The organism is Mesorhizobium sp. GW821-FHT04C10, assembly GCF_059420305.1.
Map to the genome: position 1 here is coordinate 1,712,980 of NZ_JBWKTL010000001.1, position 15,496 is coordinate 1,728,475.

Here is a 15,496-nt window from a genome sequence, read left to right on the forward strand (position 1 = left end):
CGGCTTTCTTTCATCATGCCCGTATCCGCGGATTGAAATCAAGCGCTATTTCTGCAATATTGATTGAACGGACATTCAAAATGAAGTGAAGAAAGCCCGGATTTTCGGCATTTGACGCTGAATTGGATGCCCGAGAAGAAATCGATGAGATGATGTGGAGGCGATCATGGCGGCTGCGAGAGATCTAAGAGCGACCGAGACGACCGAGCCCGGCGGCGGCGATGCCATCGAACTGGCCAAGCGCCATCTCATCCAGCCCTGGCCTTATGCCGGTTCCGTCGGTGCGGAAGCACGCGCGCTGATCGGTGAGGGCGACGGCATCTACATCACCGACAACACCGGCAAGCGGCTGATCGACGGGCCGGCCGGCATGTGGTGCGTCAATGTCGGCCACCGCCGCGAGGAGCTGGCCAAGGTGATGTACGACCAGGCGATGGCGTTGTCCTACAACACGCCCTGGTACACGATGAACGCGCCATCGGCGGAGCTTGCCATGCGCATCGCCGGCCATGCGCCGGGCGATCTCAGCCATGTCTTCTACACCACCGGCGGCTCTTCGGCCGTGGAGACGGCGCTGCGCTTCATGCAGTTCTACAACAATGTGCGCGGCCGCCCGGAAAAGAAGCTGATCCTGTCGCGCGGCGGCGCCTATCACGGCTCGACCTACCTGTCGGCCTCGCTCAACGGCCGACCACGCGACCGCGACTGGATGGATGGTGCCGACGAGCTGGTGATCAAGCTGTCCTCGCCCGATCCGTTCCGCCGTCCGCAAGGCATGAGCCTTGCCGCCTTCACCGATTTCCTCGTCGACCAGTTCCGCGACACGGTCGCCCGTGTCGGCGCCGACAGAATAGGCGCCTTCGTCGGCGAGCCGGTGCAGGCCTCCGGTGGCGTCGTCGTGCCGCCCGATGGCTATCTCGGGCGCATCCGCGAGATCTGCCGCGACAACGACATCCTGTATGTCTCCGACGAGGTGGTGACGGGCTTTGGCCGGCTTGGCCATGTCTTCGCTTCGGGCGACGTGTTCGGCATCGATCCCGACATGATCACCTTCGCCAAGGGCGTCACCTCGGGTTATTTTCCGCTCGGTGGCGTCATCATCTCGGAACGGCTGCTGGAAGAACTTCGCCGCTCGAACCATCCCGATGCGATGTTCGGCCACGGCCTGACCTACACTAGCCACCCCGTCGGTTGCGCCGTGGCGCTGAAGAACCTCGACCTGCTGGAAGAAGGCGTGCTTGCGCACACGCAGGCGGTCGCCCCCTATTTCCAGGCGCAGCTGAAGACGCTGGAAGACCTGCCGTTGGTCGGCGAGGTGCGCGGCGTGGGGCTGATGGGCTGCGTGGAATGCGTCGCCGACCGCGAAAGCAAGGACCCGCTGCAACTCGACAAGGATGTCGGCAAACGCATCGACGCCCATTGCCATGAGCTTGGCCTGCTGGTGCGTCCGCTGATCAATATGTGCGTGATGTCGCCGCCGCTGATCATCACGCGCGAGCAGATCGACGACATGGTCGCAATCCTGCGCGAAGGCATTTCACGCACGATGGATGACCTGCGTCGGGAAGGCGTGTGGCAGGGATAAAGCTCTCCCTTCTCCCGTTTCACGGGGAGAAGGTGCCTGTTGGGCAGGTGATCTCCTCCGACCTTGCGGATCTATGCAGCGGCGCGTTCGCCGGCAGGCCGGCGGCGCTGATCGGCTTGCAGGATCGCCGGCGGGTTGTAGTTGGCCTCATTCAGTCCGACATCGGTTCCCGGCGGGACGATCTGATCGATCCGATCCAGAATGTCGTCGCCGAGGCGAACCTCGGCGCCGGCGAGCAGATCTTCGAGATGCTGCATCGTGCGCGGTCCAAGAATGGCCGATGTCACGCCCCGATGAGCCATCACGAAAGCCATCGCCATGTGGGTGAGCGACAGCCCGGCCTCGTTCGCCAACGGGATGAGTTGCTCGACCGCATCCAGGCTGCGCTCATCCGACATTTGCCTGGGCATGTATTTCACCCGCAGGCTGTCGGGCATCTTCTGCCCCTTGCGGTAACGCCCGGTGAGCATGCCTTTCGACAATGGGCTCCAGACCATCGCTCCCATTCCATGTCGCTCGCAGGTGGGAAGCACGTCGCGCTCGATGCCGCGATCGAGGATCGAATATGGCGGCTGTTCCGTGCGGAAACGGGCCAGCCCGTGCCGCTCGGCGACCCATTGGGCCTCGACGATCTCGGAGGCCGGGAAGGTCGACGATCCGATCGCCCGCACCTTGCCGGCGCGCATCAGATCGGTGAGCGCGGAAAGCGTTTCCTCGATGTCTGTGTCCGGCGCCGGCCGATGGATGAGGTAGAGATCGATATGGTCGGTTTGCAGGCGGCGCAGCGACGCCTCCACAGCCTGCATGATCCAGCGTCGTGAATTGCCCTGGCTGTTCGCGTCTTCCCCCATGGGCCCATTCACCTTGGTGGTCAGCACGATGTTGTCGCGCCGGCCCTTCAGCGCCTTGCCGACGATCTCCTCCGACTCGCCGCGGCTATACCGGTCGGCGGTGTCGATGAAGTTGATGCCGTGATCCAGGGCTTTGTGGATTATGCGGATGCAATCGTCGTGGTCGGGATTGCCCAGTCCGCCGAACATCATCGCGCCCAGGCAGTAAGGGCTGACCTTGATGCCGGTTCGTCCCAGTGTGCGGTAGTGCATAACGTTCTCCTTGGTGCAGGGTTGTGGCCAGCACTGCCTTGCTGTGCTATTCGGTCTAAGCGGAACAGTATTCCGTTTTTATACGGAACAATGTTCCGTTTTGCAAGCGGGTGTGCCGTGAACGACCAGACAGACGATTCAGAAGGTGGCCTGGAGCCTCGGGCTCGCGCCGACCGGCGCGTGCGCGCCGACGCTCGGCGCAATCTCGACACGCTGCTCCAGACGGCCATGGCGGTGTTTGCGAGCTCCGGCGTGGATGCGCCGGTGCGCGAGATCGCCGAAAGGGCGGGCGTCGGCATCGGTACCGTCTATCGGCACTTTCCGCAGCGCTCCGACCTGATCGCCGCCGTCTTCCGCCGCGAGATCGATGCCTGCGCGGACGCAGCATCGACCCTGTCGGCAGGGCATGGACCCTTCGATGCGCTGGCGAACTGGATGCAGCGATACGCGGCCTTCGTCGCGGCCAAGCGTGGGCTCGCCAAGGCCCTTCACTCAGGAGATCCGGCGTTCGACAGCCTGCCGGGTTACTTCGACCAGAGGCTGCGGCCTGCCCTGCGCACGCTTCTGAAGACCGCGACCGACGCCGGCGAAATCCGCGCCGATGTCGATGCCGACGAGCTTCTTGGTGCGGTGGCGAGCCTTTGCATGTCGGCCCACAATGCCGGAAGCGGCCGCGCGGAGCGCATGGTCGCTCTCCTCGTCGACGGGCTGCGCCACGGCGCGAAATCGTCGTAGCGGGGCCAAACCTGCACTGCTCTAGGACCGCGACCTGAGCGCGTCATTCAGATTCCACATGTCCTTCTCCTCGGGCGCGGTCTCCAGGCCCAGCACCGGCAGCATCTTGCGCAGATGGTCGTGGTGGGTGCGCACACCGTATTCGAGGTCTGAGAGATAGAAGCCCTCAAAGGCCTCGGACAGCATGGATTCGTTCGACCACACGGACAACTGCACATCTTCCGACATGGTGTCGCGGTCGATGCGGAAGGACAGGTATCTGGCGGCGGCCTGCTCGCGGCTTTCGTCGCGGTAACGGTAGATGGCGCCGCGCAGCAGGGTCTGACCCGTCGACAGCGGAAACTCCTGATAGAACTGCACGGATTCCGGCATCACCGAAATGACCGCATTGGGGAAAATGCCATAGTAGACCCATGCCTTCTTCAGATAGTCCGGCAGATGCGTCGGCTCGGGCGCGATCTTGACGTAGTTCCTGACGCTCCAGCGGCGGCCGGCATGCGGGTTGTAGGTGGCGAAGGATCGCGACACGCCGTTTATGAAGGGCTCGTCGAAATAGGTCGCGCCATAGAGATCCTGCAAGGCGGGATGCGCCATGGCGACGTGATAGCCCTCATTGTCGACATCGCGCACCGACTTCCAGTTGACCGGGGTCTTCTGGGTCCAGATGCCCCAGGACGGCACCATGTCGGCGGCATTGTAGTGCGCGAATTCGGGTTCGATCGGCTTCATCAGTTCGGCGACTGAAGGCTGCGGGCCGCCATTGCGGAAGCGGATGAAAATGAAGCCCATCCAGATTTCGAGATCGAGCTGCATCAGGCCGAACTCGGTCTTGTCGAGGTCGGGGAAGGAGCGCGGGCGCGCGGCGCCGCGCAGCGTGCCGTCGAGATTGTAGACCCAGCCATGGAACGGGCACACCAGCGCGTTCTTGCAATTGCCCTGGCTGTCGGCGACGACGCGGCTGCCGCGATGGCGGCACATGTTGTTGAAGCCGCGCACGACGCCATCCTTGCCGCGCACGATGAGGGCGCGTTCGCCGACCACGTCCATGGTCAGGTAATCGCCGGGGTTGGGCACGTCGCTGACATGGCCGACGATCTGCCAGTGGTTGCGGAAAACATGCTCCTTCTCAAGCTCGAGAAGGGCATCGGAATGGTAACTCCAGCCCGGTAGTCCCCGCCGGTCCCAATCGTTGGGGATCGCCACGTCACGGAGGTGCGGGTTCATAAAACGTCTCTTCTTTTTGTTGAATAATCATTCAATAAAAGCATATTTTTCATTGAAATGCAATGGCTTGTGAAAATACGAATGGTTTCAAGGCGAGGCCCTGGCATTGCCCTTGGCTGAATTCGATACGGCTGCTGCCCAGGAAAATCGCGGAGAATCCGGGTGTTAGCCTCGGTTCCGAGGCGCCGTTTCGACACGATATCCCGAAGCGCGGAAAACGAAGGACAAGACGCCTGGCCGGAGGCAAAAAGCGCTCGCCGCGCCTCGGCCGATCTGCTGTTCGGCAGGCGCTTGGGGCCGGGATCGCCCGTGGGACTTGGCCTGAGGTTCGCTTGCCTCGGCCACATGCGATCCGGAATGACCGATTCTGCCCGATTTTGCCCGAAACTTCTGTTTCAACCTGGTTACATTGCCAGATCTACACCACGTTCGTGCTGTTACAAAGCGCGAGTAAGTTCGTTTCATCAGCAAAAAGAAACGCAGCGAAGGGGAAGGCAATGCATGCGAAAGTCAAGATCATCAGCGGCGAGCACCGCCTCCAGGCTCCAGAGCGCGCTGACCGCCGCCCGAAACTGGCGCTGCGCCAACGCGCCAGCGACCACCCGATGGCTATGTTCATGGGACTGGCTGCTTGCGCCTTCGTCGGCATGGCGCTTACGCCGACAGTCGGGCCGGCCTTCGCTTCGTTGAACCCGCCGGCCAACGTCGTTGACGGCGCGCCGACGACAATCAAGACCGCGCGGCTGCCGATGCCGACGCTCGATTTCGCCTGCAAGGGACAGGCCTGGGGCGCCGAGAGCGTGGATTGCCTGCGCGCTATCGCCGAGCAGTCCGGCACGCACAAGGCCCGCGCGATCCGCATGATCGCCAATGCCGCACCACTGACCAACACGCCAAACATTTTCTGATTTCCGTCGAAGCGTGGTCCCGAAACCCGTTCCCATTCGGGATCATGCTCTGACCTCCCCGAGCGCTCCTCCAGCGCTCTCTTCGGCTCCCGCCGCTCAGTCGGCCGGGAGCCTCTTTTTTTACCCTTTCAACGCCGCCTGCTCGGCAATCGTTGAAAGCACGCTGCGCACGTCCAGCGTGCTGAACGGCTTTTCCAGGATTTGCGGCCGCTGCTGCGCCGGCAAGGCCTCGATTTCCGCCTTGGCGCCGATCAGATCGCCGGTGACCAGCACGAAACGTCGTGCGAGGTCGGGCCTCTCGGCAAGCAGTTCGCGGTAGATCGCTATGCCCGATGTGCCGGGCATGCGCAGGTCCGAAAAGACGATGTCCGGTGGCATGTGGCCGCTCAAGGTGGCGGTGCCCGATACCCAGACGGGCGCGATCCGCGACTTGATGCCCATCAGCTCGAGAATGTCCGACAGCGAGCCGGCGACGTCAGGTTCGTCGTCGATGATCAAGGCATGACGCAGACCGCTCGAGCGTGGCTGCGTCTCGCCGGCGGCGGCGATGCCCGCCGAGATGGCCGGCAGATGGACGACGAAACGCGCGCCTCTGGGCACAACTTCCTCGAACCAGACATTGCCATTGTGCCGTTCGATGATCGATTTCGAGATCGACAGGCCAATGCCGGTGCCCACGCCAACGGGCTTGGTGGTGAAATAGGATTCGAAGATGCGGTTGCGGATCGCTTCCGGAATGCCGGGCCCGTTGTCCTCGACCGAAAAGCCGGGATTGCCGCGATCGGTACGGAATGTCCGCACCTTGATCAGCCGGTCGCCGGCAATGCCGGCAAGCGCATGCTGGCTGTTGATCAAAAAGTTGGCGGCCACCTGCGTCACGTGGTCGGCGTCCGCCATGGCCAGCAGCGGACCGGGCGCGAAATCGGTATCGATGATGATGCCGCTCGAGCGGGCGCCGTAGGCTGTCACCTCGAGGGCGGCACGGATCACCTGGTTGAGATCGGTCTCGGCCTGCGCCGCTGGATGCAGGCGCACCATGGAGAGGAAGCTCTTGACGATGCGGCCGCAGCGCTCGGCGGCGGCGCGGACCTTCTCGGCGCGGACCTTGGTCTGTGGATCGGTGGCGAATTCATGCAGCAGTGTCGATTGCGCGACCACCACCGCCAGCGGGTTGTTGAGCTCGTGCGAAACACCCGCGAGCAGCGAGCCCATCGCCGCCATCTTCTCGTTCTGATGCAGTTTCTCGCGCTGCCGGTTGATCTCTTCCTCGGCGCGTAGCCTGTCGCGCAAATCGCGGATCGAGCCGAAGATCAGGCGGCGGTCGGCGACCCGCATCTCGGTCGCCGTCAGTTCGATCGGAAAAACCTCGCCAGCGGCATTCTGCGTCACGGTCTCGAGCCGCTGGCCGACCATGGGCGCGCCGCGGCCCGACATGTAGTCGGCGCCCGAGGAATAGCCCTTGCGGTAGTATACGGGCACGACGGTGTCGAGCAGGTCCTTGCCGAGGATGTCGCTGCGCCGGAAGCCGAACATCTTTTCGGCGGCAGGATTGAATTCGATGATCGATCCGGCCTCGTCGATGACGATGATGGCGTCGAGCGAGGCTTGCAGCATGGTTCGCCGGATAACTTCGCTGGCATGGGCGTCGGAGGGCGAGTGTTCGATGGCGTCGCCGATGGCGAGCGCGATGATGTGCAGCGTCGCCTCTTCCTCATCGGTCCACTCGCGCTCGCCGACGCAGTCATTGACGGCCAGCGTGCCCCACAGATGGCCATGCGCGAAGACCGACACCGACAGGAACGACTTGATGCTCTGCTTCTCGAAATCGGTTCTCAGGAAGCCTTCGAGATTGCGCGTGTGCCCGGCGAAGATCTTGCCTTGCCGTTCGTCCTCGGCCACGCGCTCCAACAGCGGATCGGAGTTGACGATCGACTGCATGATGACGGTCGGCGATGCCAGTTCTCCACCGAAGTCGGGGTCGATCCAGTAGGCGGACACCGACTGGGCAAAGCCCTGGCCAGGCAGCTCACGCAAGCGGAAAAGGATGCCGCGCTGGCACTCGATGGCCCGGCACAGCGTCTCCAATATCCCGTCCATTTCGCGCTGCCAGTCGCCGGCCTCGCGCAGCCGACGAACGACGCGCACGGCCGCCATCGCCGCGCCCTGCCTGAAACCCTGCATATCCGTGCTTGTTGCTTCGCCCGTCATTGTCAGCCGTTATTCCAAGGTCATTGCCAATTCGATCGGCCCAAATTCGATCGGCGAGCAACGGCTGCGAACCTGAACCCTGTGGGCCTGGCGCTCAGTTGCCGTCGCCGGTCGGCAGCGAGAAGATATAGCCTTCGCCGCGCACCGTGCGCAGGAATTTCGGGTTGGCCGGGTCCATCTCGATCTTCTTCCTCAGGCGCATGATGCGGATGTCGACGGCGCGCGACGATTCCGGATCCTCGGTGAAGCCGATGGCCTCCGAGATCGCGGCTCGTGTCAGCAGCCGGTTGGCGCGGGTCAGGAAGACCTCCAGCACGTCGAATTCGCTCTTGGCCATGTCGATCACGGCGCCATTGGCCCCGGTGACCAGCCTGCCGTCGAGATCGGCCTGGAACGGGCCGAAGGCGACCGAGCGGCGATCTGCCTTGGCTTTCCTGTCGAGCAGCTCCGTCGGCTGCGGAACGCGGCGCAGCACACTGCGGACCCTCGCCAGCACTTCGCGCAATTCGTATGGCTTGACGATGTAGTCGTCGGCGCCGAGTTCCAGCCCGACGATGCGGTCGAGCGCGGTGCCGGCGGCGGTCGCGTAGATGATGCCGATCGGCATTTTCGAGCGCAGCCAGCGGCCAAGCGACAGCCCGTCCTCGCCCGGCATGGCGATGTCGAGGATGGCCAGATGGAAGGGTTGCGTTTCGATCAGGCTGCGCGCGGCGGCCGCGGTTTCCGCGGTCGCCACGTCATAACCGGCGGCGCCGAGATATTCGGCAACCGCGTCCCTCAGGTCGGGCTCGTCCTCGACGATAACAATTCTTGCCCGCACGATGCACTCGCTCCCACTTTCAGTGGAAAGTAGATTGGGTATAAACATCATGTCCAGCACTCATATCCGGTTGCAAGGGAATGGTTGGAAAACATGGCCGCACGAGCCGTCATCGCGCTTGTTTCCGTCGCCGAGGTGGTCGCGACCGAACTTGCAGACCATCTCGAGCGGCGTGGCCATGACGTGCGCCAGGCGCGACAGCCCTGGGAGGCGGAATCGCTGCTGGCGGGCAGGGGCATCGATGTCGTTGTCGTCGGTGACAGTCTCAGCCAGGCGGAAGGGCGGGATCTGCTCAGGCGTTATGGCGGCCAAGGCGAGGGCGGCGGGGATGGACCCGACTTCATCCTGATCTGCCGGCCTAGCGATCTGGTCGACAAGGTGCTGGCGCTCGAACTGGGTGCGGCCGACGTTGTCGAAAGCCCGCTCAATGTCAGGGAACTCGCCGCCCGTGTCGGCGGCCTGCTGTCGCGGCGCGGCAGGGGCACCCAGGAACTGATCGTGCTGGAGAATGCGACCGTCGATTTGAGGTCGGCCATCGTCATGCACCGCTCCGGCACGGAGGAACAGCTTTCGCCCGGCCAGGTTGCGCTGCTCCGGCTGTTCCTGGCGAGCCCCCGCAAGGTGCTGACGCGTGACGACATCATCGCCGCGGCACCGGCCGAGAACGCCGACGCCTTCGATCGCTCGATCGATTCGCGCATCGTGCGGCTGCGCCGCAAGCTCGACACCGAGACCATCACCACCATACGCGGCGCCGGTTACCGGTTCGATCCGCCGCAGCAATTCGCTGACTGATGGCAGGGTGCCCGGAAGATCTTTCTGGTTGAGCATCGGATTTCCCCCTCGCACCGATGCTCCCGAAGCTCAGCGTACCACCAGCAGCGACGGCCCCGATGGCATGTCGTTGCTCATGACGAGTTCATTGGCCTGGGCACGATCCCTCAGGAGCACGGTGGCAAGGGCGGCAAAGCCGAGCAGGCCCTGCGCATAAAGCAATGCGGAAAGCACCGAGGCCGCGAATTTCGTTTTCATCGTTCCAACTCCCCAGAAATGCCAATTCTTCAAAAATCAATGTGACGCGGGTCGCTTCAGGAAACTCCCGAAGTGCCCGCGCCGCCCACGGAGCCCCCCGTCGCGGCGCGGGCCTTCGGTCCTCTCGGCAGCAAGATGCCGGAGGGGCCGCGCAATGCCAGCAACCGAAGGCCAACCCGCCAGAGGGCCTTGAGCCGGGCGATGCGCAGGCTGGACACAATCCAGACCGTGGCGGAAAACAGGGCGGCGTGCAGTGTAGAGATCTCGTTCGAACTCATCGCCGCCAACCTTGCCACGGAACCGCCGGCAACCGTGCCGACACCGCCGATGACCGCCGCCGCGATGCTGATCCTGAAAAGCCAGGATCGCGTGTTCGTTTTCGTTCCCATGGTCGTTGCCGTCTGCTTTCGTTACGTCAACTTTGCTTCCGGCCCGTATCCGGATCATGCCGCCCGACCCGACGTTTTGTTGCAGATTGATTTCGAGATAGGCCACAGGCCTTTCATATAATGGAATACGAACTTTCGTTTCGAGGAAAATACCTATGTGCCGCATCCCGCTCCGGTTTACGCGAGCGAACGCAGGCGATGCGACCGCTTAATTTGTTAACCGGAGGAAACAGATTCGAAACACAAACGAGCATTTCGTGAAATCTGTCCGAAACATGCCGCAGCGATAAGCCGCTCATCGAATTGGAGCCGGCCGGACCGGCAGAGAGAGGGGATATCATGCACACCACCATTTCCGCCAAGCTCATCAACATCACCGCCGCCGCGCTCACGGGTGCCGCGCTTCTGTTCGGCGCCGACGCAGCGCACGCCGCCAACAAGATCGTGGCGCGGGTCTCGCTTTCACAGCAGATCATGGAAGTCTCGGTCGATGGCCGGCCGACCTTCGCCTGGAAGGTTTCCACCGGCGACCGGGCGCATGTGACGCCGACGGGCTCGTTCAAGCCGACGCGCATGCATGAGATGTGGTATTCGAAGAAGTACGACAACGCGCCGATGCCGCACTCGGTGTTCTTCAGCGGCGGCTACGCGGTGCACGCCACCTATGCGATCAAGCGCCTCGGCCAACCGGCCTCGCATGGCTGCGTGCGGCTGCATCCCGACAATGCCGCCGATTTCTACCAGCTTGTCGAGACCTTCGGGCCGGCCAACACCAGCATCGTCATCGTCAAGTAGCAGGCTGTCAGCGGGCCGGCGGACCGCCGTGTCTGTTCAGGACTCCCGCAGGACCATTTCCCGCGGTTGAGCGCAGCCAAAAAAAGAGGCCGGGAAATTCCCGGCCTCTTTTTTGTTCTTCGTCTTTCCATCAATCCGGCAGCGCCGGCATCAATTTCGGATCCGGCTTTTCCGCGTGATGCGGCAAGTCCTTGCTGGCGATGAAGGTGTAGAACATGGGCACGACGAAGAGCGTGAACATGGTGCCAACCAGGATGCCGGTGAAGATGACCAGGCCCATCGAATAGCGGGCCGCGGCACCAGCGCCGCTCGACGTGATCAGCGGCACAACGCCAAGCGCCATTGCCGCCGTCGTCATCAGGATCGGCCGCAGGCGCACCTTGGCCGAGGCGATGATGGCGTCGCGCCGCCGCATGCCATGGGCCTCGCGCTGCTGGTTGGCAAACTCGACCAGCAGGATGCCGTGCTTGGTGATCAGGCCGATCAGCGTGATCAGGCCGACCTGCGTGTAGATGTTGAGCGTGCCAAGGCCCAGATTGAGCGGCACGATAGCGCCGAAAATCGACAGCGGCACCGCCATCATGATGATCAGCGGGTCGCGGAAGCTCTCAAACTGCGCCGCCAGCACCAGGTAGATGACGATGACTGCCGCTCCGAAAGCGATCAGGATCGTGTTGCCCTGTTCCTTCTCCTGCCGGGACTGGCCGGAATAGTCGATGAAGAAGGTATCGGGCAGGCTCTCCTTGGCAATGTCCTCGAGGACCTTCAAACCGTCGCCGGTGGTGACGCCGGGCAGCGGCAGCGCGGAAATCGTCGACGAATTCAGCTGGTTGAACTGCTCGATTGCCGCCGGCGAGGCATTGTTCGAAATCTTTACCACGGCCGACAGCGGCACCATCTCGCCCGTCACGCTGCGCACGAAATACTCGCCGAGCCTTTCGGGGTTGTCGCGGAATTCCTGCGGCACCTGGGGGATGATGTCGTAACTGTTGGAGTCGCGGTCGAACTGCGCCACCTCGGCGCCGCCGACCAGCAAGGTGAGCGTGCGGCCGATATCGGCGATCGGCAGGTTGAGCGCCGCCGCGCGGTCTCGGTCGATGGTCACCGTCACCTGCGGTGCGTCATAGGCCATCGAATTCTGCACGACGATGAAGCGGCCGGAGGCCTGCGCCTTGTTCTTGATCTGCTCGGCCGCCTCGTACACTTCGGCAGAATCGCCGGTCGAGCGTACCACCAGGGAGATGGGCAGGCCGCCGCCGGACCCCGGCAGCGTCGGCGGAGCGAAGACGAAGGCCTGGACGCCCGCCACCTTGGCGATACGAGCGGTAATGTCGGCCTGCAGCTCTTTCGAATTGCGCTTGCGATCCGCCCAATCCTTGAAAGCAAAACCGACGAAGGCGCTGTTCGTCGTGCCGCCGAAGGCAACGGCGGAGAACTGCGCCCGCGTTTCCGGAATATCCCTCACCAGACCGAGAATCTGGTTGACGTAGGTCTCGGTGTAATCGGATGTCGCGTAACGCGGCGCGGTCACCAGCGAGAGCAGGAAGCCCTGATCCTCTTCCGGAGCCAGTTCACTCGAGGTCTTGGTGAACATGAAGCCGGTCACACCGACAAGCGCCAGCACGATCAGCAGCGTCAGCGGGCGGTAGTTCAACGAACCGGTGACGGCTCGCTCATAGACGTGCTCCACCCGCGCGAACGTGCCGTCGACAATGCGCTGGAAACGGCCTGCGTTGCCGGGCTTCAGGAGGCGTGCCGACATCATCGGGGTGATGGTGATGGCGATGATGCCCGACAGCACCACCGAGCCGGCGAGCGTCACCGCGAATTCACGGAACAGCGCGCCGGTCAGGCCACCCGTGAAGGCCAGCGGTGCGAACACGGCAGCCAGCGTCATGGTCATGGCGACGATGGCACTGGCGATTTCGCGCATGCCGTTGAAGGCGGCCTGCATAGGCGACATGTGGTCTTCTTCCATGTGGCGGTGGATGTTCTCCACCACCACGATGGCGTCGTCGACGACAAGGCCGATCGCCAGCACCATGGCCAGCAGCGACAGAAGATTGATCGAGTAGCCGACCGCGAACAAAAGGAAACAGACGCCGATCAGCGACAGCGGGATGGTGATGATCGGCATCATCACCGAACGGAAGGAGCCAAGGAACAAGAGGATGACCACGACGACGATGGCGACCGCCTCGGCGATGGTCTTGAACACTTCGTCGATCGAGGCGCTGATCTGCCCGGTCGCGTCGTAGACGACCTCGATCGTCATGCCTTTCGGCAACGTCTCCTGGATCTGCGGTACGAGCTTGGTGAGCGCTGCCGCGGTGGTCAGCGGATTGGCCGCCGGGGTCGGGAAGATGGCGAGGAAGGTGCCGGGCTTGCCGTTGAAGCTCACTCTTGTATCGGTGTTCGCGGCAGCGAGTTCGACGCGGGCCACGTCGCGCAGCCGCACGACATTGCCGTCGATCGAGCGCAGCGGCAGCTCGGCGAAGGCTTCCGGCGTCTGCAGCGTCGAGCGCACGGTGATCGACGAAACGACGTACTCGTTCTGGGTGTTACCGGGCGCCGACAGGAAGTTCGAGTTGTTGATCGCCGCCAGCACTTCCGCCGCCGTCACGCCACGCGCCGCGAGCCTGATCGGATCGATCCAGACGCGCATCGAGTATTCCTGGGCGCCGAAGATCTGTACGTCGGCGACGCCTTCGACCGTCGACATGCGGGGCCTGATGACGCGCTCGATATATTCCGTCAGCTGCTCCTTCGTCATGTTCGGATTCTGCATCGAGATGTACATCATCGCGAACTGCTGGCCGGTGCCCTTGACGATGACCGGATCCTTGGACGCGTCCGGCAAGGTGCCACGCACGCCCTGGACCTTGGACAGCACTTCGGTGAGCGCCACGTCCGGGTCGGAGCCAAGCTTCATCTGCACCGTCACGGTGCTGGAGGACGGACGGCTGGACGAGGTGACGTAGTCGATGTTCTCGGTCGAGGCGACGGCGCGCGCGATCGGGGCTGAAATGAAGCCCTGGATCAGGTCGGCGCTGGCGCCCGGATAGGCCGTCGTGATCGTGATCGCGGTTTCGTCAACCTTCGGATACTGCCGGATCGACAGGTTGAAGATGCCCTGGAAACCGAGCAGCAGGATCATGCAGGCAAGAACCGTCGACAGGACGGGCCGGCGAATGAAGAGATCGGAAAAGCTCATTGGTCGTCGGCCTGCTTGTTCGCCGATTTGGTCGGGTCGATCGTGTTGTCGACGTTGACGGACATGCCGTTGAAGAGGCGGTTCTGACCCGCGGTGACGACCTCGTCGCCGGCATTCAGACCTTCGACGATCTCGACCATGCCTTGATTGCGGCGGCCGGGCTTGACGAAGACCTGCGACAGGACAAGCGCGGGCTTGTCGCCTTCCGCCGCCGGTTTGGCAGGGTCGGCAACCGCCGGTTTGGCGGCATCGGAAGCGGCCTTGTCCGCTGGCTTGGCGGCATCGGCGGCAGGCTTCATGGCATCAGCCGCCGGTTTCATCGCGTTGGCCGGTTTGGCGTCCGCCGGCTTGTCGGTGGCCGCCGCCGCGGGCTTCTCATCCGGTTTGGCGGTCTGGGCCGGGGCCGCCCCGGCGGGCTTCGCCTGCTGCACCACGAAGACGTAGTCGCCATAAAGGCTGGTGGTCAGCGCCGTTTGCGGCAGCGCCAGCACGTTCTGCTCCTCGGGCAATTCGACACGCACCTGCACGAACTGGCCAGGAGTAAGCTTGCCTTCCGGATTGGCGACTTCCGCCCTGATGTTCACCAGCCGGCTGGACGAGTCGATCTTGGGGTCGATGCCGCGAATGGCGCCGGCGAACGGCATGTCCGCGCCGCTCAGGCCCAGCCGAACCGTCTGACCGATCTTGAGCAGCGGCAACTGCTGTTCGGGAACCGAGAAGTCGACCCGCATCGTGTCGAGATCCTGCAGCGTCACCACCGAGGTGCCGGGTGCGATGTATTGGCCCAGGTCGATCCTCGGAATGCCGACCGTGCCGCCGAAGGGCGCCGTCAGTTGCTTCTGGTCGAGCACGGCCTGCAACCTGGTGACCTGGGATGCCGAAGCGGACGCCGCCGCTCGCGCGCTGTCCAGCGTCGAGTCGGAGCCGACGCCACGCCTGGTCAGTTCGATGGCGCGGGTCAGCGATACCTGATCGAGCGCGGCCTGCGCCTTCTGTGCGTCGAGATCCGCGCGTTCGACAGCGTCGTCGAGTTGCAGCAGCACTGCGTTGGCCGCGACCTTCTCGTTGGCATGGAAGGGGATCTCCTTGACGATGCCGGCGGTCTCGACCGTCAGGTCGACACCGCGCACGGCGCGCACCGTACCGATCGCCTCGACGCCCGGCGTCCAGTTCGACGGTTTGGCGATGGTCGTCGAAACGGTCGCCGCCGGCGGCTTCATCGTGGCGAAATACTGCTTGATGCCGTTGTCGCGCAGGAAGTTGAAGCCGACGATTCCGCCGACCACAATGACGAGCACGGCCAGGACGACAATGATGAGAAAGATACGAAGTATGCGCTTGAACAAGGAAGTCCCCTCAGTCGAAATCCGGCGCGAAGCTCGGACATCGGGACACATACCGACTGCGGGTCCCGATTTCAAATAGTGGCGGTCTTACTGTACCGTCTGGACGGTCTTGTCAATTGGGCCTAAGCTTGCGATGG

General features: G+C 63.3%; 13 protein-coding genes. 6 read left to right on the plus strand and 7 right to left on the minus strand.

Features of this window, described 5'->3' with window-relative positions:
* Positions 1-166: 166 nt before the first annotated feature.
* Complete coding sequence (locus AC07UC_RS08355) at positions 167-1,585, plus strand: aminotransferase (protein ID WP_494905079.1); 1,419 nt, start codon at positions 167-169, stop codon at positions 1,583-1,585.
* A gap of 71 nt (positions 1,586-1,656) precedes the next feature.
* Here the strand turns inward: AC07UC_RS08355 and AC07UC_RS08360 are convergent, their stop codons facing one another.
* Positions 1,657-2,688: an aldo/keto reductase gene (locus tag AC07UC_RS08360; protein WP_494905080.1), complete on the minus strand. Its 1,032-nt coding sequence runs from the start codon at positions 2,686-2,688 to the stop codon at positions 1,657-1,659.
* 90 nt (positions 2,689-2,778) lie between these two features.
* Between AC07UC_RS08360 and AC07UC_RS08365 the strand changes: the two genes are divergently transcribed.
* Positions 2,779-3,423 carry a TetR/AcrR family transcriptional regulator gene (locus AC07UC_RS08365; protein ID WP_494905081.1) on the plus strand — a complete coding sequence of 215 codons (645 nt, stop codon included), beginning with the start codon at positions 2,779-2,781 and terminating at the stop codon, positions 3,421-3,423.
* Between the two features lie 21 nt (positions 3,424-3,444).
* Here the strand turns inward: AC07UC_RS08365 and AC07UC_RS08370 are convergent, their stop codons facing one another.
* Complete coding sequence (locus AC07UC_RS08370; RefSeq protein ID WP_140772648.1) at positions 3,445-4,647, minus strand: aromatic ring-hydroxylating oxygenase subunit alpha; 1,203 nt, start codon at positions 4,645-4,647, stop codon at positions 3,445-3,447.
* Between the two features lie 497 nt (positions 4,648-5,144).
* Here AC07UC_RS08370 and AC07UC_RS08375 point away from each other — a divergent pair, with 497 nt between their 5' ends.
* Positions 5,145-5,555, plus strand: a complete 411-nt coding sequence (locus AC07UC_RS08375) for a hypothetical protein (protein ID WP_140772646.1) — start codon at positions 5,145-5,147, stop codon at positions 5,553-5,555.
* A 120-nt stretch (positions 5,556-5,675) separates the two neighbouring features.
* Here AC07UC_RS08375 and AC07UC_RS08380 read toward each other — a convergent pair whose 3' ends face one another.
* Together AC07UC_RS08380 and AC07UC_RS08385 are read right to left on the minus strand one after the other, a co-directional pair.
* Positions 5,676-7,763 carry an ATP-binding protein gene (locus AC07UC_RS08380; RefSeq protein WP_494905083.1) on the minus strand — a complete coding sequence of 696 codons (2,088 nt, stop codon included), beginning with the start codon at positions 7,761-7,763 and terminating at the stop codon, positions 5,676-5,678.
* A 94-nt stretch (positions 7,764-7,857) separates the two neighbouring features.
* Positions 7,858-8,631: a response regulator gene (locus tag AC07UC_RS08385; protein ID WP_181179873.1), complete on the minus strand. Its 774-nt coding sequence runs from the start codon at positions 8,629-8,631 to the stop codon at positions 7,858-7,860.
* Positions 8,632-8,676: 45 nt separating this feature from the next.
* On the opposite strand from AC07UC_RS08385, the gene AC07UC_RS08390 reads away from it, so the two are divergent.
* Positions 8,677-9,378, plus strand: coding sequence for a response regulator transcription factor (locus AC07UC_RS08390; RefSeq protein ID WP_140772642.1), 702 nt, complete (start codon positions 8,677-8,679; stop codon positions 9,376-9,378).
* Between the two features lie 69 nt (positions 9,379-9,447).
* Here the strand turns inward: AC07UC_RS08390 and AC07UC_RS08395 are convergent, their stop codons facing one another.
* Positions 9,448-9,615, minus strand: a complete 168-nt coding sequence (locus tag AC07UC_RS08395) for a hypothetical protein (protein WP_140772640.1) — start codon at positions 9,613-9,615, stop codon at positions 9,448-9,450.
* Positions 9,616-9,804: 189 nt separating this feature from the next.
* Here AC07UC_RS08395 and AC07UC_RS08400 point away from each other — a divergent pair, with 189 nt between their 5' ends.
* Both AC07UC_RS08400 and AC07UC_RS08405 read left to right on the plus strand, forming a co-directional pair.
* On the plus strand, positions 9,805-10,125 hold the full coding sequence (locus tag AC07UC_RS08400) for a hypothetical protein (protein ID WP_494905084.1): 321 nt from the start codon (positions 9,805-9,807) through the stop codon (positions 10,123-10,125).
* A gap of 218 nt (positions 10,126-10,343) precedes the next feature.
* Positions 10,344-10,799: a L,D-transpeptidase gene (locus tag AC07UC_RS08405; RefSeq protein ID WP_140772636.1), complete on the plus strand. Its 456-nt coding sequence runs from the start codon at positions 10,344-10,346 to the stop codon at positions 10,797-10,799.
* 130 nt (positions 10,800-10,929) lie between these two features.
* On the opposite strand, the gene AC07UC_RS08410 is transcribed toward AC07UC_RS08405, so the two are convergent.
* Together AC07UC_RS08410 and AC07UC_RS08415 are read right to left on the minus strand one after the other, a co-directional pair.
* A complete protein-coding gene (locus AC07UC_RS08410) occupies positions 10,930-14,013 on the minus strand; it encodes an efflux RND transporter permease subunit (RefSeq protein WP_140772634.1) in 3,084 nt (1,027 codons plus the stop codon).
* A complete protein-coding gene (locus tag AC07UC_RS08415) occupies positions 14,010-15,359 on the minus strand; it encodes an efflux RND transporter periplasmic adaptor subunit (RefSeq protein WP_494905087.1) in 1,350 nt (449 codons plus the stop codon). Before AC07UC_RS08415 ends, AC07UC_RS08410 begins: the two co-directional genes overlap by 4 nt.
* Positions 15,360-15,496 lie beyond the last annotated feature (137 nt).